Source organism: Pseudomonas sp. EMN2, from assembly GCF_009650555.1.
GTDB lineage: Bacteria > Pseudomonadota > Gammaproteobacteria > Pseudomonadales > Pseudomonadaceae > Aquipseudomonas > Aquipseudomonas sichuanensis.
Genome location: NZ_VZZR01000020.1, coordinates 13,832 through 38,991, shown reverse-complemented (window position 1 = coordinate 38,991; position 25,160 = coordinate 13,832). Strand labels below are relative to the sequence as shown.

The 25,160-nt window shown below is 55.1% G+C and carries 25 protein-coding genes and 1 pseudogene; all 26 read left to right on the top strand.

Annotated features, from left to right (window positions below):
- A pseudogene (locus tag F6X61_RS07770) lies at positions 1–273 on the top strand (IS630 family transposase); the annotation flags it as partial.
- Between the two features lie 199 nt (positions 274–472).
- Positions 473–2,095: a methyl-accepting chemotaxis protein gene (locus F6X61_RS07765; RefSeq protein WP_153786106.1), complete on the top strand. Its 1,623-nt coding sequence runs from the start codon at positions 473–475 to the stop codon at positions 2,093–2,095.
- Between the two features lie 262 nt (positions 2,096–2,357).
- Positions 2,358–3,890 (top strand): EAL domain-containing protein, encoded by a 1,533-nt coding sequence (locus F6X61_RS07760; protein WP_153786105.1) that lies wholly within the window; start codon positions 2,358–2,360, stop codon positions 3,888–3,890.
- A gap of 324 nt (positions 3,891–4,214) precedes the next feature.
- Entirely contained in the window at positions 4,215–4,913 is a 699-nt protein-coding gene (locus tag F6X61_RS07755; RefSeq protein ID WP_153786104.1) for a methyl-accepting chemotaxis protein, read from the top strand.
- A gap of 10 nt (positions 4,914–4,923) precedes the next feature.
- Positions 4,924–5,685, top strand: coding sequence for a TIGR03759 family integrating conjugative element protein (locus tag F6X61_RS07750; protein WP_153786103.1), 762 nt, complete (start codon positions 4,924–4,926; stop codon positions 5,683–5,685).
- Positions 5,670–6,230, top strand: a complete 561-nt coding sequence (locus tag F6X61_RS07745; RefSeq protein ID WP_125859752.1) for a lytic transglycosylase domain-containing protein — start codon at positions 5,670–5,672, stop codon at positions 6,228–6,230. Before F6X61_RS07750 ends, F6X61_RS07745 begins: the two co-directional genes overlap by 16 nt.
- Entirely contained in the window at positions 6,227–6,748 is a 522-nt protein-coding gene (locus F6X61_RS07740) for an integrating conjugative element protein (protein WP_153786102.1), read from the top strand. Before F6X61_RS07745 ends, F6X61_RS07740 begins: the two co-directional genes overlap by 4 nt.
- A gap of 86 nt (positions 6,749–6,834) precedes the next feature.
- Positions 6,835–7,020 (top strand): hypothetical protein, encoded by a 186-nt coding sequence (locus tag F6X61_RS07735; protein WP_125859756.1) that lies wholly within the window; start codon positions 6,835–6,837, stop codon positions 7,018–7,020.
- A complete protein-coding gene (traD, locus tag F6X61_RS07730; protein WP_153786101.1) occupies positions 6,998–9,217 on the top strand; it encodes a type IV conjugative transfer system coupling protein TraD in 2,220 nt (739 codons plus the stop codon). Before F6X61_RS07735 ends, traD begins: the two co-directional genes overlap by 23 nt.
- Positions 9,218–9,227: 10 nt before the next feature.
- The gene (locus F6X61_RS07725) at positions 9,228–9,977 is read left to right on the top strand and encodes a TIGR03747 family integrating conjugative element membrane protein (RefSeq protein WP_153786100.1); all 750 of its coding nucleotides are present in this window, start codon (positions 9,228–9,230) and stop codon (positions 9,975–9,977) included.
- Between the two features lie 11 nt (positions 9,978–9,988).
- Positions 9,989–11,458, top strand: a complete 1,470-nt coding sequence (locus F6X61_RS07720; RefSeq protein ID WP_153786099.1) for a UvrD-helicase domain-containing protein — start codon at positions 9,989–9,991, stop codon at positions 11,456–11,458.
- 18 nt (positions 11,459–11,476) lie between these two features.
- Entirely contained in the window at positions 11,477–11,788 is a 312-nt protein-coding gene (locus F6X61_RS07715; protein WP_153786098.1) for a hypothetical protein, read from the top strand.
- A 248-nt stretch (positions 11,789–12,036) separates the two neighbouring features.
- The gene (locus F6X61_RS07710; protein ID WP_153786097.1) at positions 12,037–12,225 is read left to right on the top strand and encodes a hypothetical protein; all 189 of its coding nucleotides are present in this window, start codon (positions 12,037–12,039) and stop codon (positions 12,223–12,225) included.
- Between the two features lie 2 nt (positions 12,226–12,227).
- Positions 12,228–15,647, top strand: a complete 3,420-nt coding sequence (locus F6X61_RS07705) for a lipopolysaccharide assembly protein LapB (RefSeq protein WP_153786096.1) — start codon at positions 12,228–12,230, stop codon at positions 15,645–15,647.
- 374 nt (positions 15,648–16,021) lie between these two features.
- Positions 16,022–16,336 (top strand): RAQPRD family integrative conjugative element protein, encoded by a 315-nt coding sequence (locus F6X61_RS07700; RefSeq protein WP_371923664.1) that lies wholly within the window; start codon positions 16,022–16,024, stop codon positions 16,334–16,336.
- Positions 16,333–16,572, top strand: a complete 240-nt coding sequence (locus tag F6X61_RS07695; protein WP_125859768.1) for a TIGR03758 family integrating conjugative element protein — start codon at positions 16,333–16,335, stop codon at positions 16,570–16,572. The genes F6X61_RS07700 and F6X61_RS07695 overlap by 4 nt, the downstream gene beginning before the upstream one ends.
- Before the next feature lie 19 nt (positions 16,573–16,591).
- Complete coding sequence (locus F6X61_RS07690) at positions 16,592–16,942, top strand: TIGR03745 family integrating conjugative element membrane protein (protein WP_153786094.1); 351 nt, start codon at positions 16,592–16,594, stop codon at positions 16,940–16,942.
- A 14-nt stretch (positions 16,943–16,956) separates the two neighbouring features.
- The gene (locus F6X61_RS07685) at positions 16,957–17,349 is read left to right on the top strand and encodes a TIGR03750 family conjugal transfer protein (RefSeq protein WP_153786093.1); all 393 of its coding nucleotides are present in this window, start codon (positions 16,957–16,959) and stop codon (positions 17,347–17,349) included.
- Between the two features lie 8 nt (positions 17,350–17,357).
- Entirely contained in the window at positions 17,358–18,008 is a 651-nt protein-coding gene (locus tag F6X61_RS07680; RefSeq protein WP_125861394.1) for a PFL_4703 family integrating conjugative element protein, read from the top strand.
- Positions 18,005–18,895 carry a TIGR03749 family integrating conjugative element protein gene (locus F6X61_RS07675; protein ID WP_153786092.1) on the top strand — a complete coding sequence of 297 codons (891 nt, stop codon included), beginning with the start codon at positions 18,005–18,007 and terminating at the stop codon, positions 18,893–18,895. The genes F6X61_RS07680 and F6X61_RS07675 overlap by 4 nt, the downstream gene beginning before the upstream one ends.
- The gene (locus F6X61_RS07670) at positions 18,876–20,369 is read left to right on the top strand and encodes a TIGR03752 family integrating conjugative element protein (protein ID WP_153786091.1); all 1,494 of its coding nucleotides are present in this window, start codon (positions 18,876–18,878) and stop codon (positions 20,367–20,369) included. Before F6X61_RS07675 ends, F6X61_RS07670 begins: the two co-directional genes overlap by 20 nt.
- A complete protein-coding gene (locus tag F6X61_RS07665) occupies positions 20,347–20,796 on the top strand; it encodes a TIGR03751 family conjugal transfer lipoprotein (protein WP_153786090.1) in 450 nt (149 codons plus the stop codon). The genes F6X61_RS07670 and F6X61_RS07665 overlap by 23 nt, the downstream gene beginning before the upstream one ends.
- 176 nt (positions 20,797–20,972) lie before the next feature.
- A complete protein-coding gene (locus F6X61_RS07660) occupies positions 20,973–23,789 on the top strand; it encodes a conjugative transfer ATPase (protein WP_153786107.1) in 2,817 nt (938 codons plus the stop codon).
- Positions 23,786–24,079: a hypothetical protein gene (locus tag F6X61_RS07655; protein ID WP_125859780.1), complete on the top strand. Its 294-nt coding sequence runs from the start codon at positions 23,786–23,788 to the stop codon at positions 24,077–24,079. Before F6X61_RS07660 ends, F6X61_RS07655 begins: the two co-directional genes overlap by 4 nt.
- Positions 24,072–24,728, top strand: a complete 657-nt coding sequence (locus tag F6X61_RS07650; protein WP_153786089.1) for a thioredoxin domain-containing protein — start codon at positions 24,072–24,074, stop codon at positions 24,726–24,728. Before F6X61_RS07655 ends, F6X61_RS07650 begins: the two co-directional genes overlap by 8 nt.
- The gene (locus tag F6X61_RS07645) at positions 24,725–25,066 is read left to right on the top strand and encodes a hypothetical protein (protein WP_256671328.1); all 342 of its coding nucleotides are present in this window, start codon (positions 24,725–24,727) and stop codon (positions 25,064–25,066) included. The genes F6X61_RS07650 and F6X61_RS07645 overlap by 4 nt, the downstream gene beginning before the upstream one ends.
- Positions 25,067–25,160: the final 94 nt, after the last annotated feature.

Below are 25,160 nucleotides of genomic sequence, written 5' to 3'. Positions count from 1 at the left end.
TTCCTCCTGCACTTCACTCCGACCTCGAGCTCCTGGATGAACATGGTTGAGCGCTTCTTCCGGGATATCACCGTTTACCTGCGCGACGGCAGCTTCAGTTCCACATGTGAACTGGCCAGGTCCATTACCACGTTTTTAGCGCTGCACAATGCTCAGCCCTGCCGATACGTCTGGAGCGCAAAAGGTGAAGACATCTTGCGCAAGATCCAGGGTGCCCGAGAGGCCATGGCACGCGAGAACAAAGAGAACGTTTTATCTGAGACAGGACACTAGCAAGCTCGTATAGCCTCGAGTGCCCATAGTAACAAAGTCTAATTTTGTAACATTTCTAATGTGACTTGCCAGTTCTCAAAACACTCAAAGAAATTCCGACGCTTTGGAATATGATCTATAACCAAATACCAGAAAGCAATTTCAAACACAACAAATGATCTGAAGACAAAAAGATCAACCATAACAAAAAGGAACGTAAATGAAATTGAGAAATATTAGAATCGGCGTTAGAGCCGCACTCGGCTTTACAATAATAATATTACTAGCAATTGTAATGGCGTCACTGGCTTTAACACGAGCCAAGCATATGGATGAGGCTACGGAACAAGTACGTGGAAATTGGCTGCCAGCGGTCCTTGCAATAGGTGATATAGCTAATAGCTTAGGTAGATCCCGAGCCCTGACACTCCGCTCGATAGTTCTTACAGACCAAGCTGAAAAAGAAAAGACTATCGCCCTTGTGAAGGATATCCACACAGCCATAAATAGAAACCTAGAAAATTACAGGAGCACAATAGCAGACGAAGAAGACATGAAGTTGTATAAGGCATTTGAGAAAAAATATGAAAGCTACTCAACGTATCAGGACAAGGTGATAAAGGCAGTACTAATGTCACCCGAGGAAGCCATCTTGTTGGCGAATGGCCCGCTTGCGGATTACTCGGATGACATGATGAAGGCCTTAAGTCAATTAGTCACTTACAACACAGTGCAAGCAAATAACTCGACCCAAGAAAGCGTAGATGCATACCAGCTAGCAATCCGTGAACAGATAATTGCCTTGGTCGCAATAGTTATAGCAATGATAATTATCGCCTTCATACTTACGAGAAGTATTGTTTCGCCATTAACCGAAGCAGCTAGAATTGCAAACAATATTGCGAGCGGATGCCTAACCAACAAAATCGACACTACAGGCATGGACGAAACGAGCGAGCTGTTAAAAGCGTTGAATAAAATGCAATTTGTTATTCATGAAACCATTGACAAAATCGCTACAACAGCCAACCAGCTCGCATGCGCATCCGAAGAGCTTCACGCAGTTACGACTGACACAAAATCCGATCTTAATCAGCAACACAATGAACTTGAGCAAGCCGCAACAGCCGTTAACGAAATGAGCTATGTTATTGAAGAGGTGGCAAATAACGCCACAGCTACAGCTCACGCATCAAAAAATGCAAACCTAAGTACCCAGACAGGTAAGTTCAAGATACACGAGGCACTTGACTCTGTAAATACTCTAGCTGAAAACGTGTTAAAAACCTCTACAGAGGTAGAAAATCTTTCGACAACTGCCAGCCACGTCAATACTATACTTATTGTTATCCGTTCTATTGCCGAGCAAACGAACTTGCTAGCGTTAAATGCCGCGATCGAAGCAGCGCGAGCCGGTGACGCGGGAAGAGGTTTTGCTGTGGTAGCGGATGAAGTTAGAGCCTTAGCATTTCGGACACAGCAATCAACATCAGAAATCGAGCAAATGATCGCGAGTATCCAAGATGGAACAAGTCGCGTAGTAGTGGCCATGAGCGAAAGCCAGGACCAAGCAACAAACACGGTTGATGTGGCAAGGTCAGCTAGTGAAGTATTAGACGGAATAAGTACCGCCATCGCGTCAATTAACGAAAGAAATTTGGTTATCGCTAGCGCATCTGAAGAGCAAGCTCTTGCAACTCGAGAAGTGGACAAAAGTTTAGCAAGTATTCGTGACCTGTCTACGCAGACATCCGCTGGAGCAAATCACACAAGCGCAGCTAGTCACGAGCTCTCACAGCTTGCAGGGCAACTGCGAGAAATGACGTCGAAATTTTCAACGTAGCTAGACTACGGCCATGGACGGCTCAGAATACTCGATAACATTCCCCCAAACCGAAAACCGAAAACCGAAATTCAGCACTGACTCGAATACAGGCCTTAATTAGACGAAGCTGCATGCACGCACATTTTTTTGCAATCTACACCACAAATTGAAATCTCCACAGCAACACCTACCATATACCACAACCCTTACAATCGATTGTGATCATACCAGAATAATTATAATAGAAGTCCCGCACCACAAAAACCACAAGGAAGCAACGATGATTACGAAATCAAGGCATCGAAACCTACGTATAAAATTTGCAGTTTTTCTAGCATTTATCGCTCCTGCGTTAGTATCAATCCCATATATAGAATATGAATCTCGCGCCATGCAGGAAATTGGCACCTTAAAGATAGGAAAAGTCATACTAGATCAATCAGAGCTAATTCTAGATCAAGTAATATTTAATCTTCAGCGCCACGAGCCATTGCACACAACCCCCTGTACTGAATGGGCAAGGAAGGTTCGCATACTTCCCTATTTACGATCTGTGTTTGTATTTGATGGTAACGAAATAATTTGCACGTCGATAGCCGACAACATCCATCCCGACACAATAGATTACTTCAAGACACATAGCGACACGAAGAATGTTTTTAGCATTGACCCCGGAACTCCTTTATCGCCAAACAATGCCGTAGTAAGATACCAGACAACAACAAGCGAAGGATTGAAAATAATTGGCTTTATAGACTCACGATACTTTAAAGACCTCTTGTATACACCCGCATGGGAAGGGGCAGAAAACATCATTTTTAATCTAAATAGTAAGCACTTGAGCTCGAATGACACATATATAATCGATAGCAATTTGACAAATTTTTACTCAGTAGCTTCTGAGCGCTATCCATTAAAAATCGATGTATACCCCGCTGCCAGCGCAGTTGGAAATTATCGCAAAGATTTACTACTCAGGTGGGCTCCTTGGATGATAATTCTTGGAGGCATATTAAGCCTATTAGTCAATCGAGACTTGAAACATCGAACTAGCATTAAATCAGAATTTGCATCAGCATTGGCCGAAGATGAGTTCTTTGTCTGTTATCAACCTATTGTTAACAGTGTGACAGGAGAGTGCGTAGGCGTCGAGGCATTACTCCGATGGGAGCACCCTCTGCAGGGATTGATTCCTCCGGACTTGTTTATACCGCAAGCTGAAAATTGCAGCATGATAGATGATCTAACTTTGCGCCTTTTCAAATGTATAAAAAATGATGTGGCTAATACATTTCTCCCAAAAGAATTTCACCTTGCCATAAATATTTCGGCAGACAGCCTGAAATCTCCAGTATTAATTAGTCGGCTTATGGAGCTATATGACTCATTAAAAAAAATAGACATAGACATTGTCATTGAAATCACAGAGCGCCAAATGGCCAATAATGACATCATCACGCAAGAGGCCATGCAACGTTTGCGAAAACTAGGAATACGGATTGCAATTGATGACTTTGGGACGGGCCAAAGTTCTTTAGCTTACTTGCAGACTTTTGCGTTGGACCACTTAAAGATTGATAGGTTTTTTGTAGCGACCGTTGATTACCCATCTGTTAACGCGCCCGTGCTAGATGCCATTATAGAGCTAGGGAAACGACTTGGCCTTAAGTTGATTGCAGAAGGCGTAGAGAACGAAACCCAAGCGGAATATATGAGAGTTCGAGGAGTTGAGTACCTCCAAGGCTATCGGTACGCAAGACCTATGCAATGGGAGGCGTTTGAGTGCTGGTTTAAAAGTCGGTTTTACTCTTAACCCATACACAGGATAAATATAATCAAATAAAAATCAACCACTAATGGAAAAGCCGCCCCGGCATTGAGGTAGTTTTCATTACGCCAATTTTAGCTGCGAACTGATCCCGGGGCGGAAATACAGAAGTTGTGTCGTACTTCTGCTCTTGGCGTAATGCCAAATTACCCAAAGTTCTGCTCATCCACTCAATCTAACAATGACCCTATAAGGTCGCATTGTCGACTGGCACTCGGCCTAAAAAAATCCATACGCTCCGGCTAAGCATTTCCTACTGAAACGGGATCGTGGCTGCGCGAAGGTGTACTCGGCTTCGAGAGGACACCCATGAAACTGCCGACCCGAAAGTACCTATCCCATGCTGCAGGACTGTTCATCCTGGGCGCGATCATCGCGCTCCAGCAGTACCAGCTTTCGACTCTGTCAAACGCCCTAAATGCAGCGGCAGAGCAGACATCCATCGATGCACTCCAGAATCGGGTGAGCGCTATTGATGATCGGCTCGACACAGTGTCAGGCAAACCCCTGGTCACCATGGAGGACTTCCGTGTAAGTCAGCAGGTCCTCGTCAACCGCATCGATGCTGTGCAGGCCACGGCCAAGCAGGCCCAGGACATCGCAGTCGAAGCTAGCCGCTCATCCGCGAGTGCAGGTGATCTCCTGGTTCTAAAAGCGGATCTCGAGTCGCTTGGCGGCAAGCTGCAGAAAATGGGCAAGCCCCAGGGTCAGGCAACTGCTCCAGTTCAAAAAAACTCCCCTCCGAAACCCAAGCCGAAGCCCGTACCGGTAAAGGCCCCACCTACCCCTCAAGAGCCACCGCCCTTCCAGATGATGGGGCTCGAATACCGAGGCGGCGAACGCTTCCTGTCGGTTGCTCCTACAGGTAGCACACGACTGAGCCAGATAGACCTGGTCCGTCCGGGCGAGGTGGTCAGCGGGAGCACCTGGCGGCTCAAGGCTGTGGATGAGCGAACCGCGACCTTCGACGCCGGTGGCACAACCCGAACCCTCAGCATTCAGCCATGAGATAAGCATCATGAATCTACCGATCGTTCGTGCCATTGCCTGCGTCTGCGCTTTTACAGCAGCAGGTATTGAGGCCGCATCGCTTCCTTCCACAGCAGGAGGAAGCACCTCCACTGCTCAACAGCTCACCAGCGAAAGCGCCCTGTCGCAGAACAAGCTCCATGATAAAGCAGCGCAAGAGTGGGGCCTGACATCCAAGGAGTACGAGCGATATCAAGAGGTGATGCAGGGGCCCCGGGGGGTGTATTCGCCGGGGCTTGACCCACTCACAGCACTTGGAATCGAAGCCCGGTCGGATAGCGAGCGCCGCCGGTTTGCCGAGCTGCAGGTCCAGGCAGAACGTCAACGAGTCGACAGGGAACTCGCCTATCAGCGCGCCTACGACGAGGCGTACCAGCGTTTATACCCAGGCATCAAAGCCATTGAGATCTCGTCCTCCCCTACGGCCCAAGGGGGATCCTCCATGAGCGGGCCAGCGCTGGAAGGCAGTGGGCGTCTGGCGCTCTTCGTCAAGGACGATTGCCTGCCCTGCGTTGACCAGGTCAAACGCCTGCAGGCGTCCCAAACTCCGTTTGACCTCTATTTCGTCGGCAGCCAGAACGACGATGAGCGAATTCGCCGCTGGGCAATTCTCGCGGGTGTTGACCCGTCCACCGTAAAAAACCGTCTGGTCACGCTCAACCACGACCAAGGCCGCTGGATTCGCCTCGGCCTCGGCGGCTCGCTGCCAGCCGCCGTGACGCAGGTGAACGGATCATGGCGTCGTCAATGAGTTGGGGGCGGCTCTGCCTTCTGCAGGTGCTGCTGCTCGCAGGCAGCGCATGGGGTGTAGAAGATCCGCCTCCCGCATATAAGTCGATCGCCATCAGGCATGGGGTTCCGCCCGTTGTCCTCTACTCGGTGGCGCTGCAGGAGAGCGGCACGCGGCTGCGCGGGCAACTGGTGCCATGGCCGTGGACGTTGAATGTCGCCGGCACCGGCTATCGCTTCGCCACACGAGCAGATGCTTGCCAAGCACTGATGATCGCAATTGTTAAGGCAGGGCCCGCTCGAGTCGACGTGGGGCTGGGACAAACCAATATTCGCTCGAACGGGCATCGTTACAGCTACCCCTGCGAAGGCCTGGATCCCTACAAAAACCTGGCGGTGACCGCCCAGATCCTGGCTGAACAGAAGGCCAAGGGCGGAACCTGGATCGATGCTGCCGGACGGTACCACCGCCCTGCCGGGGGGGCGCCGGCAGCGAAGTACCGTAGCTACTTCACGAAACATCTCAGCCGCGTCACTGGCATCAATTTCGAGGTACGGAACCCATGATTCATTCCAACGCCTGGCGTCGTAAGGCCATCCAGATCCTCACGCTTTCAGCTCTGGGCAGCCTCGCCATACAGGCCGGTGCTGACCAGCTCACCGTGGTAGAGGACCGCGGCGGCTCATCCGCACTGCGCTACTACCAAGACATCGAACCAGAACCTACTGCCCCTCCTCCGGTTGGAACCGGCGTGCGGACCGGTGGGGCATTTCCAGTGATCACTCCTGAGCTCAGCCCGGGCCAGGTGCAGGGGCGTGTGATCAATGCAGCGGGCCTGCAGCCGATGTTCATCGTCGGCGATGACTCAGGCTCGCAGGCCTGGCTCAAGCACAAACTCCCGGAGTTGCAGGGGCTGCAGGCCGTGGGGCTCGCCGTGAATGTCAGCAGCGCCGCGCGACTGGAGGAAATCCGTCGCTGGGCCCCAGGTCTTCAGGTAATGCCCGTTCCAGCCAGCGACATCGCCGGTCGCCTGGGACTCCAGCACTATCCAGTGCTGATCACCGCCACAACCCTTCAGCAGTGAGAACCTGGATGCGCCCACCACGACCTGTATCGCCGGTGTTCACGTTGATCATCAGCCATCCCTTACACCGTCCCGGCCGAGAGCAAATGATCGAGCAGGTCCGGCATGTGAGCGAGCTCTACGGTGGGCGTGTGACGGGCATCTCCGAGATCAATGAACATGCGTTCGCGCAGCGCCTGGCCGAGCGCTTGACTCCCGACCAGGTTGACGCCGCGCGCGAAGAAGCCAGCATTCCAATCGCGAGGATCTGTGATGGCGACCTACACCCTTGAATCGCTGCTACGGCCTCCGGTGGAGCTGTTCACCACCGCAGTTTGCTACGTGGCGGCCGCGCTCTGCGTGAGCGCGCCGTGGGCATTCGCCCTGACACCGCTGTTCGGCATTGTCGCTGCCCTGGGCTTCATCTATCTCGGCACTGTGCGGCTGTTACAGGCCCGACGAGTACTTCGCTACCAGGCTAACCTGCGTCGGCTTCCCCACTACACCATGACCAGTGCTGAAATGCCGATCAGCAACGAGCGCCTGTTCATTGGCCGGGGATTCCGTTGGACGCAGAAGCACACGCAGCGCTTGGCCGACACCTACCTCCCCCAGTACGCCGGTTACGTCGAGCCCACGAAGCTTTACATACAAGCACGCTGGCTGGAGGAACGCTTGGAGTTTGCCCCCTTCCCCCTGAAGGCGATCACTAAGCTGACTGGCTGGGATTCCAGCTGGAACCCTGCCCGGCCTCTGCCTCCGGTAGGTGGCCTGCCCAGACTGCATGGAATTGAACCAGATGAACAGAATGTCAGCCTGCCCCTGGGCGAGCGCGTTGGCCACACCCTGGTGCTGGGAACCACTCGTGTAGGTAAGACGCGATTGGCAGAGGTCTTCATCACCCAGGACATCCGCCGCACGCATCGCCGTAGGCCGCGCGCTCACATGGGGCGCAGGAACCAGGCCCCGCATCGTTGGAGCCGACGCAGGCAGATTGAGCAACAGCCCGACCACGAGGTGGTGATCGTCTTCGATCCCAAGGGCGATGCCGACCTGCTCAAACGCATGTACGTCGAGTGCAAACGGGCTGGGCGCCTCGACGAGTTCTACGTATTTCACCTGGGGTGGCCGGACATCTCCGCGCGCTACAACGCCATCGGCCGCTTTGGCCGGATCAGCGAAGTCGCCACCCGCATTGCTGGCCAGCTTTCCGGTGAGGGCAACTCTGCCGCATTCCGTGAGTTCGCCTGGCGATTCGTCAATATCATTGCGCAGTCGTTGGTCGCCCTCGGCCGCCGCCCGGACTATGAACAGATCCGCCGGCACGTCATCAACATCGACGAGCTCTTTATCGAGTACGCACAAAAATACTTCGCGGAGCACGACCCCAAGGCCTGGCAGACCATCGTCGAGCTGGAAGGAAAGATCGATCGCAAGAACCTGTCGTTCGCAATGAAAGATCGCCCGCTTCGGGTGGTGGCGATCGACATGTACCTGACCCAGAAGCGCATCAACGATTCGGTCATGGACGGCCTGCGCAGCGCTGTGCGCTACGACAAGACCTATTTCGACAAGATCGTCGCATCGTTGCTGCCGCTCCTGGAGAAACTCACCACGGGGCGTATTGCTGAACTGCTCGCCCCCGACTACCTGGATCTCTCTGACGAGCGACCGATTTTCGACTGGATGCAGGTAATCCGGAAGCGCGCCGTGGTCTATGTCGGCCTCGATGCACTGTCCGACACAGAAGTCAGCGCGGCCGTGGGTAACTCGATGTTCAGCGACTTGGTCTCGGTCGCGGGGCACATCTATAAGCATGGCATCGACGACGGCCTGCCAGGACATATGGCCGGGGGCAAAGTGCGCATCAACCTCCACGCTGACGAGTTCAACGAACTGATCGGGGACGAGTTCATCCCTATGGTGAACAAGGCCGGTGGCGCCGGCATTCAGGTCACCGCCTACACCCAGACGATGAGCGACATCGAGGCGAAGATTGGCTCGAAGGCTAAGGCTGGCCAGGTGATCGGTAACTTCAACAACCTGTTCATGCTGCGCGTCCGTGAGACCGCAACTGCTGAGCTGCTGACCAACCAGTTGCCCAAGGTGCAGATCTACAACAGCACGCCGGCGAGCAGCGCGAACGACTCGGTGAACGGCAAAACCGCGTTCACCTCGAGTTCGCATGACCAGGTGCAGCTGGCGAGTGTGCCAATGATTGAGCCAGCTCACGTCGTCGGCTTGCCCAAGGGCCAGGCCTTCGCACTGATCGAGGGCGGGAACCTCTGGAAGATCCGCATGCCGCTTCCTGCGAACGACCCGGACGACGCCCTGCCCGGCAACCTACAGGAGCTGGCCGCCGGCATGCGGCGATCGGCGGCGTCCTCGACCGACTGGTGGGAAGCGCCTGGCTACCAGGAGCTGAAGACCGCCCTACCCGACGACCTGGTCGAGGATTTCCGCCAGGTGGCCACCGATGACGCAGCGTGAGGTGTAGGCCATGGCAGATGACGTTTCGAAGAAGGCCGAGCAGCAGCAGGAGCGGCAAGAGTCGCTGTTCAGCAAGATCTTCTGGTTCCCGTTCAATTTCCTGGGTGTGATGTGCGGCTCGCTGCTTGTCGCAATCATTGTCGACTGGGTATGCCTGTATTTTTTCTGGCCCGAAGCAGGATGGCGTCACGGGCAACAAATGCTGGTCAGCGAACTCAGCTGGCTCTCAAAAGGATTGGTGCACAGCGCGATTGTGCAGGAGCCCGGCCGCACCGCGACGTGGCTTGTATCAGAAGCTTATGACTGGCTGGTCGTGAAGACCGGGATGCTCAGTTGGGTCCAAGGGATGGAGTCGATCGCCCAAGCCGGCCCCCGCAATGAGCTAGACATGCGCTACTGGGCCGCGCAAAGCGTCACAACAGTGCAGAACTACACCCTTGCAGCCCTGTTCACCGTCCTGGTGTTCTGCGTCCGCCTGGTCGTCCTGGTGATGACTGTGCCGCTGTTCGCCATGGCTGCTCTCACAGGCCTGGTCGACGGCCTGGTGCGTCGAGATCTGCGCAAGTTCGGGGCAGGCCGCGAATCCAGTTACCTCTATCACAAGGCCCGCGCAACGATCCTGCCGTTGGCCATTTTCCCCTGGACTTTCTACTTGGCGCTCCCGATCAGCATCACTCCTATGCTGGTCCTGCTCCCCTGCGCTGCCCTGCTCGGCGTATCCGTGAGCATTACGGCAGCGAGCTTCAAGAAGTACTTGTGAGGATGAGCACGATGCAATGGACCCACGAACAGTTGCCTATCATCCAGTCGGAGGCTCCGAAACTGCTGATTCAAGCCGGCGCCGGCACTGGAAAAACATCCACGCTGGTGGGTTACGCCCAGCATCACTCCCGCCTACGAATTCTATATCTCTGCTACAACAAGCCAGTTGAGATCGCCGCGCGGGGGCGCTTCCCGCGCCACGTGGTGAACAAGACCGCTCACGGACTGGCCTATGCGGTTTATGGCACGCAATTCAGCCATAAACAGACCAACAACTTGCGACTGACCGATATGGCCCGCGCGCTTGATACGCAGGACTGGGAGCTGGTCAGGGACGTGCTGACAACCCTCAACAACTACATGGCCAGCGCCGACGATCTGATCGAGCGATGCCACTTCCCGCGATTCCGGGACCGACCGATGCTCACTTCCGCCCAGGAGCGCTATCTGAAACAGGCACTCGCTGCCGCAATGGACATCTGGAGGCGAATGACTGACCTGCAGGACACCGCTGTGCTGATGACGCATGACGGATACCTGAAGCTGTACCAGTTGAGTAAACCCGACCTGAGCCAGCGCTTCGACTGCGTGTTGCTCGATGAAGGCCAAGACGTCAACCCTGTAATCGCAGACATTGTGCGCATCCAGCGGATCCGCAGGGTGGCGGTGGGCGATCCCCATCAGCAGATCTACCGCTTCCGCGGGGCGGAGGATGCCCTCAATGCTGAATGGATGGCCGGAGCTGAAAAGCACTATCTGACCCAGAGTTTCAGGTTCGGTCCAGCAGTCGCCCACGTCGCCAACATCATCCTGTCCTACAAGGGAGAAACCAGAAAGCTGCAGGGGCTGGGCGAGAAGACCCTGGTGAAAAAAGCACTGCCAGCTGGACTTCCGCACCGAACGTACATCCATCGCACCGTGATCGGCGTGATCGAGAACGCACTGTGCCTCGTCAGCGAGAGACCCAAGATCTACTGGGTGGGCGGCATCGACAGCTACTCAGTGCGTGACCTCGAGGATCTGTTCTTTTTCAGCCGGGGACAACGCGACCTGGTCCATAACAAAAAAATGCTGCGGGACTACCGGGACTACGGCCAGTACGTAGAAATCGCCGAGGTGAGTCAGGACAGCGAGATGATCCGGTCGATCAAGATCATCAACATGTATCCGGATCTGCCCCAGCGAATCTTGGCCCTACGCTCATGCACGGTGGACAGGGAGCTTGATGCGACGATCACTCTAACCTCTGCCCACAAGTCGAAAGGCCTGGAGTGGGACTTCGTCGAGCTCTTCGACGACTTCACGTCAGATCCCCTGGCACCGGATGTCGATGCCGGCCGACGAGATGACGAATTGAACCTGCTGTACGTGGCCATCACCCGTGCAATGAAGATTTTGGCGATCAACGGCATGGTGCTGTCGATCATGGAACGCTATGTCGACGCGCTCGCCCCGGGTGCTCGACAGGCCCGCGGCTGAACAAAACAAGGAGCTACCATGGTCAAGCATTTTGAACATCGGGCCGAGTACGTTGCCATCCCCTTCAAGCCCGCGACCAGTGGTGCTTGGATCTTCAAAGTCTCCGAGCAAACCTTGGAACCCGATCTCCCCGCCCTTCTGGGCGAAAATGAGCGGCTCCAGAGGAAGATGCTCGAGCTCGGTGCTGAAGGTTGGGAACTGGTCAGCACTCAGCCGCTATGTCGTGCGGAAGTCAAAGTGGGCAACCAGAACGCCCAAGCCTGGTCCTATGGGTTTCCGATGCCCATCGGCTACCTGCTATTTTTCAAGCGCCACATCCCAACTGGGTAACCTGCAGCCTGAGCGAGCCGACAGTTTCTGCCGCTCAAGGATCGGGGCGTAAGCCCTCAGGCCTCATAAGAAATCCTTACTGACTATTCCCATGCTCAGCAGCATGGGGTTGTAAAAGCAGTGAACGCCTGCACCCTAGGATCCAGATACACGGCGACCACCCTTCTGATTGCCGATGGCACCGAATGGCACATTGCTATCTTCTCGGGTAGGATTGGTAGACGAGTGTAAAAATATGGTGCATTAGAATGAATATTTTCTTGGCTGAAAATCCTGAATTGTTTCTTGGTGGTGCTCTGCTCCTCTGCATTATGGTTGTGGTCAGCTTTAAGTTTGTACGAAATCGGAATGTAAGAGTTAACGCAGATAACGGATCCGCTGCGGTGAATGGTAAGAACTCGGGCAACATCACGATCAACACTAACAAAGAGAAGTAGCAGTGAGTATATGGGATCTCATCAGTCGCTATTTCAGGAAGCCTGCCCCTACCAGTGTCATCGCGCAGAGATCAAGCGTAGCCATCAACGGACCAAACAGCGCACCTGTAATTATCAATGACATTGATACGATTGCTGAGGCTCTTTCAAAATCCGGCGCAGTCCAATACGCAGCATTGGCTCAGGGTGTGGCAGGAGATCTTCATACCGAGTTTGACCGCCAAATAGATCACTATAGAGAGCAAATGAATTCCGGAGCAGTCAGAACTGCCCTGGCATCTTTTGAAAAGCTTTCAGCTGATCAAGGAGATAAGCTGAGTGATATCTTATCATTCCGCGTCAAGGCGAACATTGCGCTTTGTCATTATCAGCTGGGCAACTCTGCAAAAGCTCCTAATCTACTTCTGGAGGCGTGCACATACGCTCCGAATGACAAACGCTCAATCGCATTCAAGGCGCTGGCATATATTCTCATGGGGGATAGTGACAAAGCTCTAAAATATGGCAGCGAAAAAATCGTCGAAAACCCTGACAACGAAATTCTTGCTGGCTTCATCCTCCAAGCAACCCGTATAAAATATTACGACAAAGAGAACTTTGTTGATCCGTTTGACCAGTTCAGCGAGCGAGTGAAGCTGAATCAGTCGGTTCGTATCTCGCATTTACATCTGCTCGCCACCCGAGATGCAGAGGGCTGGAGGGATCAAGCCCAGCAATTTCTAGAAGAATTCCCAGACGATGGACAGGTCAAAAATCTGATCGCGATGGGAATCCTTCGTCATCATGTCGACAATTGTCAATCCACTAATGGATTCAGATTCACTCAGAAAGAGATGGATGAGCTAAAGCTAGCCGCTGACTATATGAGTGCGGATTGGCAGGCCTTTAAAGAAAGCGATAGAGTAGCGCAAGATTCCGACCTGCAGACCATCCAAAATCTTTTGATACTTTACAAACTATCTAATAACATTGATGCACTCGTACGAGAGTGCTCCTATGTACTGAGTGATTTGACCGACGATCAGCAAATTATTGAAACAACAGCACGTAGCCTGATCGATTTGCAAGAAGACGAATTATTTGAGCGCGCGGTCGACAAAGTTACTGACAGCGCTAACTCGAAGAAGCTTCGCTTTTTAAGCAAAGTAGCCAGGAAAGACTGGGACGCACTGAGCGCTGTCCAAGACTATACGATTGAAAGATTTGACAGTCCGTTTTCAGACCACGCCAAAGTAGTGGTGTACATCGCTCGCGCTTTTGTCGGCCAAGCACGTGGAAAAAATCAACTTGAAAATCTGCTTTCGACCTGTGAACTTGACAGCCGTGGGCGCCTGCTACTATTTGAATTTTCAACTGCCAGTGAGATTAATTCAATCGCAATTATGGCTCACTCCTATGGATATAGCCGAATTAATGATTGCAGCGAAACCATCGAATTTCTTCACTACATGAGGTTAGTCCGCCATCTGATGTTATGGCGTGAAATTGTGGCACGACTAGAATCACACTCAGCCGCCACTGAAAGCCATGAACTAAAGCATATGCTTGCCTTGGGTTTTCTTAATGAACACCCAATAAGGAGGGAAGCCGTTGAGTTTTTCGAGAAACATATCATCTCAAATCCGCAGGGTTTCGAGCTGCTAGCCGGGTGCTTTTACTTCAAACGCAATGACTTTAAAAAGTCCGCCCAATTAGTCAGGAAATATCTCGAGGATGGCGGACAGGATCTATTTGCATTCATAGTACTCTGCGACATAGCCAAACTAAGCAATGATGCCGAGATGCTGAACCAACTTTTCGAAAATTATGAACTTAGTGGATTTACTGGCAGCCCTGAGCAGTGGTTACACATATCCAAACTACGTGTGTCGCTAGGACAAGGGGCGGAAGCGCTTGCTGAAGCATATCAACTTTTAATGGATAACCCTGACTCTGCACCTGTTGCACTAGGTTTCTTCGGTATTTTCATCCAAACTGAAACAGAAACCATATTGAATTCGGTGACGGTTGTTGGCAATGGATGCTACTATCGATTGACCCCTTCAGAAGGTCCAGAAATTGAAAGAACTGTAGAGGCCAACACTGAAGACTTGATAGCGCTTACACCTGAAAAAGTTGACTTCTACACTATTCAAGTTTGGGGCAAAAGCGCTGGTTACGAGTTCGTGCAAAAAAAACTGCAAGGTGATATTAATTGGAAACTTGAGGAGGTAAAGCATCCTTACCTTCACGCTTTCCATGAAATATGCAAATCGTATGAAACACGTTTCCCAACCGCTGGAGGATTATGGGCGCTACGTGTAGAGAATGACAACATAGATGCATTACTGGCATTTATGCAGAAAAAAGCAGATCAGGATGACACCATATTTGGCGAAATACTTGACAAACAAATGCCTCTAGAAATCGCCTGCGGAATAAGTAAAAAGGGCATCTTTGACATTTACGACTTAGTTCGATCCAAAGCAGGAATGATCAACACCTGCACAGGAACTAAAGAGGAGCGACAGATCGCCATGAGCTTGGTGGAAACCTACCAAGACAGGCCCGTAGTTCTCGACACCTATGCGATCAGAGCTGTCGCTGAGCTGGGGTTGATGGGTGCATTTAATACATTCTTCAGCAGCGTCATCGTACCGCATAGTACAATGCAGACTCTACAGATGTTGTCGGTTGATATAGGCGGACTCTTCGGCCAAGCGACCTATGAAAGCATGCAAGTTCAGGACGTCATAAATGAAATTCGAGAGGGCTGTGAGATTGTAGAGCACAACTTCCCAAGAGAACTAGACGAACTCACAAACAAACTACTAGAAATCAACCCAGACAGTTTAGCGCCATATTTTATTGCCAACAAATTGGAAGCACTGTTTATTTCGGAAGATCATTACTCTCGGGGCTTCGCAGCCAATATATATCACCTCAATAATAGCACCTGGCTCCAGCCAGTACTAAATGTCATGCTACAACGAAGAGTCATAACCCTGAACACATATAGCCAGGCAATGCTTGGCTTAGCTGCACGTAAACATGGGTTCTTGTCTGTCGGATTCTATCTTTTGGAAAATGCATACACGAATGATACTAGCCCAGAGCTTTCACAAGTATCAACCTTGTGCAATTTCATTGGTGGCCCTCAGGCGGAGCTAGAAAGTCACTTCCAAATAATTCTACAATTTATTATGGCTCGCTGGCTTATTGATTACAATCCACACTATGACTTAGCAATGGAGACACTGCTTTTGAGCAGCCATGGAGAGGCCTTTCCCTCTGCCAAAGCAATGAAAGCCACATCCATGTTACTGGATAAATTAATCGAAATCCCTGGTGGCAGGCGGAAACTAAATGAGCTTATGGCCTTGCCTATTCTAAGACTGAATGATTTCATTATTGGCTGGTGGAGAGGGCATTTTTATAAATAGCGATTTGGACAACCTATGCGCGCCCCCTTTGCGCCTATGTCCATAAGACACACCAGCGCCCAGACCAAAATGACAGCGCGTGGGGGCCAGCAACGAACAGTTGCTTTCGGCCCTCTGCTGCCGCGATCTCGAGCTAGCAGTGGACTAGACCAGTGACGAAGGAGCCGCTATCACATGATATCCAAATGCTCCTTTCAGAACATGAATTCCAATTTCCCGCGCTGTGCTACGTGTAAAAAAATACTTTGACCCTCAGTTAAGAATTTCTTGCGGCCCCCCCCTCGGGCGTTCGGCATCCTGACACCCACAGTCAGTTTTGCCAGAGCCCAGTCGTGAACAAGCCATCACTCCTCCTTGCATCACCACGCCGAACCCTGCTTGGCGCGCTGATCAGCGTCACTGGCAGCTTGCTGCTCTGCCCCTCCGCCCACGCGATCGAAGCGTCCGAACAGTCCAACATTGAGGTCATGGTTCGGCAGCTCAATGCACTTGAGGACTCCGCACGGCGCAGCGCCGCCGTCGCCAGCGAGCCGGGTCAGCGCTACTACTTCGATTACGAGCGCCTGGCCGGCGACATCCAGCGCGTTCGTCAGGGGCTGCAGGAGTACCTGACCCCCAGTCGTGCACAGCCACGGGATCCGGCAGACCTCGCGGGTAAATACACCCTCACGGGTGGGCGGATGCCATGAGCATGAGCGGAGCACAAGTCGCTGCCTTCAACGCCGCCAGCGGTACCACGCCCCAAGCCAGCTCAACGCTGCTCCTGGGCTTCGTTATCGCACTTTCGATGCTCTGGGGGGCTTGGGCCCTCTACAGCATCTACCGCGGCTGGGCCACCACAAACATCGACCGTGGGATCGCGGCCTCATCAGCCGTCCGCATCATCGTGCTGCTCATGATCCTTTCCGCCCTCGTTCTTAGCTAAATCCTCAGGAGTTACAAACATGTCGCAACCACACCGCTTGAAATCGCTCGTCTGGAGCCTGGTTCTTGCCCTGACCTCGGCACCGATGCTCGCCAACGCTGCGCTGCCAGGGGCCCAAGCGCCCACCCGTGGGGAAGGGAGCAACATGATGCAGACCTTCCAGAACTACGCATACGACGGGTTCATGCTGCTCGGCCTGGTCCTGATCGGTGGGGCCATGATTGGCGTCGCTCATCACGCCTACGGCACTTATCACGAGATCCATGAAGGTAAGAAAAAGTGGCGGGACCTGGGGCTGACGGGTGTGGTCGGCGCCTGCCTGATTGGTATTGCGATTTACATGGTGACCAAAGCGACCACCGTCCTCTAACCAGGTAAGTCGACATGGCTGAAATTTCATACCTCAAGGACGGATCCCTCGATTTCCTACCGCACAACCTCAACAGGCAACCAATGGTTATGGGAGGCCTGACTGCGGATGAGATGTGGGGAACCGTGGCAGCCTGCGGCGGTGCAGGTTTTGTCCTGGGCATTCCAGTGGCCTTCCTGTTCGGTAATCCCGCCCTCGTCATCGCCTGCGCCCTGGTGGGTGGGGCACTGGGCCTGACGGTGGCCAGCCGCATCCTGCGAAAGATGAAACGCGGCCGGCCAGACATCTGGTTCTACCGCCAGCTCCAGCTGACCGTGACCCAGCACTTCACCTTCCTCCCTTTCCTGGGTGACACCAAGCTGGTCACTCGAGAAGGCGCATGGACCTGCCGTCGCACCGAAAAGTAGGGATCTACATGAGTTATCGAAAACGAGTGAATGCTCAGCAGGCGCACATCCTCAGCCTTCGAATCGCAGTGATCGTGCTAGGGATCGTCAGCGCTTTCGCCTTCTACGGCTGGCACAAAGCCCCAGAGGATCTAACCGTGCATGTGCCCCCTGACCTCCGCTCGGGCAGCACCCGAAAGTGGTGGGAGGTGCCGCCAGAGAACGTGTATGCATTCGGGTTCTACATCTTCCAGCAGATGCAGCGCTGGGAAAAGAACGGGGACGATGACTATCAGGACAACATCGCCCGACTGGCCTCTTATGTGACCCCCGGGTGCCAGGAGTACCTGCAGAAAGATTACGAACTACGTCGTAACTCGGGCGAGCTGCGACGCCGTGAACGAAGCGTCTCGGAAATTCCTGGCCACGGCCTCACCGACCCTGGTGTACAGCGCGTGGTCGAGCTTGGGATCAACGACTGGACGGTCAACCTGGATCTCCTCGCCGACGAGTCCGTCAACGGTGAGCGCGTGAAAAGGGCGATGACACGCTATCCCTTGTCGATCGTTCGTTCAGACGTCAACCCAGAGAAGAACCCCTTCGGTTTGATGTGGAACTGCTACGCCTCCAACCCGCAACGCATCGAGGTAGATCTGCAGGCTGCTGGGGTGAAACCATGAAACTGCGTGCATGCATCTTCGCCCTGGGCCTGCTCGCGGTAGCCGACGTCAAAGCCGTTGAGCTGCTGCAGTGGGACCGTATCCCCATGGCCATTCCACTGATCGTGGGGCAAGAGCGCATTGTGTTCGTCGACCAGAACGTGCGAGTCGGCATGCCGTCGCAGCTGACCGGTTTGCTACGCGTCCAAAGCACAGGAGGCGCTGTCTACCTTCTGGCCAGCCAGGAGATCCCACCGACACGACTGCAACTGCAGAATGTCGCGACCGGGGAAATCATGCTGGTGGACATTGCCGCAACCCCGGCTGGTGAAGGACAGGCCAATCTCGAGCCTGCGAAGATCGTTCCCGGCACGCCCCCGGCAACCCACTACGGGGACAGCGCCCCCGCGCGCAGCTCTGCCAGAAGATCCTCGGCGCCGGAGCAGGAAGAAGATGTCGCCCCAGCACCGCGTCACGAAACCCCGGCGCCAGTGGCACTCACCCGATACGCGGCCCAAATGCTGTACGCCCCCCTGCGCACCGTCGAACCAGTTGCCGGTATCACTCAGATGCGGGTCGATCGACGCCTGGACTTGAGCACGCTGCTGCCTGCTTTACCAGTAGAGGCCTCGGTCTTGGGAGCTTGGCGCCTCGACAACAGCTACGTCACGGCAGTGAAGCTCCGCAACCTCAGCGCACAACAAGTGACGATGAATCCTGCAGAGCTGATGGGCAATTTCACTACTGCCACCTTTCAGCACCCTTACCTAGGAGCCCGCGGCAACGCCAGCGATACCACCACCCTCTACCTGGTGACCCAGGGCAAGGGCCTGAAGGATGCGTTGCTGCCCTCCTCGATCAGCCAGGTCGACCCAAAAGGAGGACGCCGTGGGCAGTCTGAAAAGTAATCCGCTCCTCAAGTACCTGCTCATCCCTGTGTTGCTTCTCGTCGTCTTCCTGTTGGTCCAGGGCGGAGGCAAGAAAGAAGCCGCTACTCCAACAGACGAGCCGATCACCATTGGAGGCGACACTGCCCGCAAGCTGGGGGTCGATGGTGATACCCCTGCCGACACATTGCGAACAGTGGTCGCTGAAAGCCGCGAAGTGAAGGAGCAAATCGCCAAGGTTTTGACCGATAACCAGCAGCTCAAGGAGCAGAACACGAACCTCCAGCTCCGGCTGACGCGAATGGATGAGAGCGTAGATAGCAAGCTGCAAAATGCGAAAGGCGAGCTGCAAGAGCAGGTAAAAAATCAAAGTCTTGGCTTGCTGGATCAGTTCCAACGCCAGCTGGACAATCTGTCCCAGAACAGTCCAAACGCAGGCGGGCAGGATATGCCCATTGGCCTGGGCGTGCAGTCCGGTGACGGCGCAGGCTTCCAGCAGGGGCAGAAGTCCAAAGACCTCGTCTGGGTTGAGCCCACCGACGCCACTGCGCTGGATGCAAGTGGAAAACCATTACAGCCTGGCTCAACCCAAACGGCCAGCGGCTTCAACTTCCCATCCAGCTTCGGCCAGACCCTGGATAACGGCCAGACCGTTCTCGCCAACACTGCGCAGAACATCGGAGCGGAAATGTCCCCACAGGACGCCCGTAAGCAGGTCCGGAAAGCCTATACCCTGCCTCAGAACTCTACGCTGATGGGGTCGGTGGCCATGTCGGCCCTCATTGGCCGAGTGCCGATCGATGGCACAGTCAATGACCCGTTCCCATTTAAAGTCATGATCGGCCCTGACAACTTGACTGCCAACGGCATTGACCTGCCCGACGTGGTGGGCGCCGTCGCCAGCGGCACCGCCTCGGGCGACTGGACGTTGTCATGCGTGCGCGGCCAAGTCCGCAGCCTGACGTTCGTGTTCGCCGACGGCACGGTCCGCTCCTTCCCCGCCCCGGCCGAGGAGGCAAACGGCAACCAGAACAACAACCAGAACAGCAGCAATGGTCAACCTGCAATTCAAGGCGGGCTCGGCTGGATCAGCGACTCCTATGGCATCCCCTGCATATCCGGTGAGCGACGCTCCAACGCCAAGGAGTACCTGACCAACCAATCTCTGGTCACCGCCGCAGGCGCCGGCATCGCCAAGTTGCTGAAAGCTGATGAGCAGAACAGCTCGACGACCTTCAGCAGCGGGGGAACGTCGTTTGGGACCACTGGCTCATCGGGGAACTCCGCCATGGGCGCGATCCTCACCGGTGGGGTGAGCGACATCCGCTCGTGGATGAACAAGCTCTACGGCGAAGCGTTCGCCGCAGTCTATGTCCAGCCTGGGGCGAAGGTGGCAGTACACCTGGATCAGCAGCTCGCCATCGACTACGAGATCAAGGGCCGTAAGGTCGACTACAACGCCGGAGCCAACCATGTATCCGCAAACCTGGATTAAGCCCCGCCTGCAGGCCGGGGCCTGTCTCGTGCTGACCCTCATCCTGGGCGGTTGCACGACAGACAAAGACGAACTGCTCCCGCACGGCGAGGCCAGCATGATGGATGTCTGGCAGCAAGGCACTTCGGGCGGCGGCGCTGGCAGCTCCAGCAGCAGGACGCTGCTGGATGCACGCCAAGAGCTTCGCCGGCCACTCAACGAGACAACGATGGCCCGCCAGCGAGCAGAAGCTGACGCCTTTACCCGCACGCCTCAGAACGAAATCTACAGCCAGTTCAAACGGCTGCCTAACCCTGACCTGGTTATGTACGTGTTTCCGCACCTGGCTGGCTCAGATCCAGTGCCTGTCCCGGGATACACCACGGTGTTCCCGATGTATCAACGCGTGCAGTACGCCATGCCAGGTGAGAGGACGGAGGAATACTGATGCAGTTCATCAGCAAATTGCTGGGCAAAATCCCTGCGACGCCCATCGAGCCCGAGCTTGGCCTGACACCCACCGATCACGATCAAGTTGACGGCAGTATCGCACCGCCCAGCACGGCTATCAGCGAGGAGGACCGCCAGGCCGCAAATGACCGGTACATTGCCCGCCTGGAGTCGATGGGCATCCCTTCCCCTATCGACTGGCAAAACCCTAAACGTCGGCCGGCGACGAAAGCTGACGTGTCGCGCATGTACGAGGTCAACCCGTCGTTCGTGGACATGCTGCCATGGGCAGAATATCTGCCCGAGGAAGAAGCCATGCTCCTCGAGGATGGCATTTCCAGGGCGGCGTTTTTCGAGCTGGTCCCGATCGGGACCGAGGGACGCTCCGATGACTGGCTTCAACAAGCTCGCGATGCGTTGCAAGGCGTCCTGCAGGACAGCTTTGACGAGCTGGAGAGCTCGCACTGGGTCGTCCAGCTTTTCGCACAGGACGAAACGGACTGGGGTGACTACCTGCAGAAACTCCAGGCCTACGTTCAGCCCCGGGCTGACAACACGGACTTCACCAAGTTGTATCTCGCGCTGTTCCGTCACCACCTCGAATCCATTTCCAAGCCAGGTGGATTGTTCGTCGACACGGCCGTCAGCAACCTTCCGTGGCGTGGGCAGACCCGGAAAGTCCGCCTGGTCGTGTATCGCCGAGTGAAGAAGCAGGACCTCGTGGTCCGAGGACAGGAGCCTGCCGCCTACCTCAAAGCAATTTGCGACCGCCTTAAGGGAGCGCTGGCCAACGCCGGCGTCACGACCAAACGCATGGATGGGCAGGCGATCAAGCGCTGGCTGGTGCGTTGGTTCAACCCCCACCCAGACCATCTGGGCTCGACCGATGGCGATATCCGTCGATTCTACGAGACGGTCTGCCAACCGCCACGCGAGCTCGAGGAGGGAGAGCTGCCCGTGGCCAGCGGTACCGACTTCTCGGAGAATTTGTTCTACCGAGAACCGCGTTCGGATGTGGCCAGCGGCCTTTGGTCGTTCGATGGCATGCCGCACCGGGTGGTGATGCTCGATCGCTTGAAAAATGCCCCACTCACTGGACACCTGACCGGTGAGACCAAGCAGGCAGACGCGTTGAATTCGCTGTTCGATCGACTGCCGGAGGACACCGTGCTGTGCATCACCATGGTGCCTACCCCGCAGGATCTGCTTGAAGGGCATCTCGAACAACTGTCCAGGAAGGCAATTGGGGAGACCCAGGCGTCCAGCCACACCCGGGATGACGTTGTAAAAGCCCGGTCCATTCTTGGGCGCAAGCACAAGCTCTATCGGGGGAGCATTGCTTTCTTCCTACGGGGCCAAGACAAGGACGTGCTCGAGGAGCGGACGATCAGCTTGTGCAACGTGCTGCTCGGCGCAGGGATGCAGCCAGTCCAACCACAAGACGAAGTCGCCCCGCTGAACAGCTACCTGCGTTGGCTACCCTGTAATTTTGACCCCAGCGAAAGCCGCGCGCTGGATTGGTACACCCAGCTGATGTTCGCTCAGCACATCGCCAATCTGGCCCCGGTGTGGGGACGCTCGACTGGAACAGGTAACCCTGGCTTTACCCTATCGAACCGGGGAGGTGCAACGCTCACCTTCGACCCGTTGAACAAGCTCGACCGACAGATGAACGCCCACTTGTTCCTGTTCGGGCCCACCGGTGCGGGTAAGTCTGCAACAGCCAACTACTTAATCATGCAAGCCATCGCACTCTACCGTCCGAGGCTCTTCATCATCGAAGCCGGCAACAGCTTCGGCCTGCTGGGTGACTTCGCCAAGCGGCTCGGTCTGACCGTCAACCGAGTACGACTCGCCCCCGGCGCCGGCGTAAGCCTCGCCCCGTTCGTTGACGCGGTGCAACTGGTTAAAAACAAGGACCAGGTGAAGGTCTTGAATGCGTCGGACGTGGAGGCTTCGGACCAACACCTGGCCGACGCGCTGGCGGGTATGGAGGACGAGCAACGGGACATCTTGGGCGAGCTGGAGATCACGGCACGCTTGATGATCACCGGCGGCGAATCGAAGGAAGACGCTCGACTCTCTCGGGCGGACCGCAGTGCCATCCGTCAATGCATCCTCAACGCGGCCGAGCTGTGCGTCAGCGAGAACCGCCCGGTCCTCACTGAAGACATCAGCGCAGCGCTCCAAGCAATGGCCAGCGACGACAAACTCCCCGAAAACCGGCGCAACCGATTCATGGAGATGGCCGAGGCCATGGGTATGTTCACCATGGGCACGGAAGCTGAGATGTTCAACCGTCCTGGTACCGCCTGGCCGGAAGCTGATATCACGATCGTCGACCTGGCTACCTACGCTCGTGAGGGCTACCAGGCTCAGATGGCCATCGCCTATATCTCGCTGCTGAACACCATCAACAACATCGCAGAACGGGACCAGTTCAAGGGTCGACCACTGATTGCCTTCACCGACGAAGGCCACATCCCATTGAAGGTACCACTGCTCTCCCCGTACTCGGTCAAGATCACCAAGATGTGGCGAAAACTGGGTGCCTGGTACTGGATGGCGACCCAAAACGTCGACGACATCCCCCCAGAAGCATCGGCGCTGCTGAACATGATCGAGTGGTGGATCTGCCTGAACATGCCACCAGACGAGGTGGAGAAGATCGCCCGCTTCCGTGAGCTCACGCCGGCACAGAAGACAATGATGCTCTCGGCAAGGAAGGAAAACGGCAAATTCACCGAGGGCATCGTGCTGGCCAAGCGGATCGAGATGCTGTTCCGGGTGGTGCCACCCAGCTTGTGCCTCGCTCTGGCCATGACCGAGCCAGAAGAGAAGCGGCAACGGTACGAAACCATGCAAGCGCTCGGCTGCGATGAACTGCACGCCGCGCTGCAGGTGGCCGCCGACCTGGACCGCAAGCGCGGTATCACTCCCTTCCCCATCACCTTTCCCGAGCCAATTAAAGCCGTGGAGCGCATGGCATGAGAGTCATGAATACACTGACCCAGAGCATCATCGATAGCCTGACCCAGCTGCTCAAAGACCCCGGACACGACACTCTCCAGTCGCTTTCGGTTTGCGCCCCCGTGCTCATTGATGAACTGCAACAGATCAAAAATAACGCGGTGGACCGTCGTGACATCATGCCTCTGATCCAGGCCGTCCTGAATGAGTGGCTGAAACAGCATCCCCAACCGGAGGGGGCCATCCAGGACCTTCAAGCCGCATTACAGCAACTGGTCCAGCCAGGTGATCTGGATGGCAAGCATGCGTAACCTCAGGTCCATCACCATCATCTTTGGCATCGCAGTGATCGCCCTCCTCGGCGCTTACTGGCAGATTGGGAAGAGTAGTAACGCCAGAAGCACCGACGAAACCTGGTACTTCGGCCCATCAGACGCCCGCTGGGTGATCACTGAGTACGCCGATCTCGAATGCCCTTACTGCAGGACGTATACGCCCCAACTGAAGCAGTGGGTAAGAAAGCAGGACGATGTAAAGCTCGCGTGGCATCACTTCCCCCTTGATAGTCACGGTACCGCAGCGCTTTCTGAGGCACGGCTCGTGCAATGTGCCGGGTACTTGGGGGGGGCGACCGCGTTCTGGCAGGCAATCGACCAGGTTCTCTTAAATACTCGGGGCAACAGGCAGGGCCTTACTGAAGAGTTGCAACTGCTCGATGTCTCATCGGAAGCCCTCTCCAGTTGCACCTGGACAAACGTAGACATCGCTGCAGCGGTTGAGCGTCAGCTGGCTGTGGCCAAGAGCCGCGGCATTGCCGCTACCCCAACGATCGAGGTCACCGACAGCCTAACCGGGAACACTGTGCGCCTGGAGGGCCCGGTAGACAGTACCGCCCTGCTGTCGGTAATAGATGCCCTCGCCGCTCAACCTGCGCAGGAAAAAGCGGAGTCGTCGCGATGACAAAGCTGAGGGTTCTCAGCACTAACAACAACGACGAAGAAGGCAACCTGCCGAGCAGGTTCTGCCCAGGTGCAGGCTCTGGTCATGGTTGGTTTCAGCTTGAGATGGCCGGAGAAGGGTTCCCCTCCCACTCTGAGCTAAGCTGGGCTCTTCAGGAGTGGAATGGCGACTGTGTACTAGTGGACTACGACGTGGCCGCAGGCAAAGGACGCTTCGTGCTCGTCGACTGGTATGCGCCAGATCCTGGCAAGGTCATCGAGCTGCTGCTCAATCACACGCTCGATGACTTGGAGGCGCGGTCAGACACAGATGGGGGTGGTGCCGTCGTCCTATGCTGAGTAGATCTGACCGGCCTCATTGGGGCCGATATCTTCACCAAGCCATATTGCGTGGATCAAAGATAGCGCCTATGGCCCCCCTCTATGGTCTAGT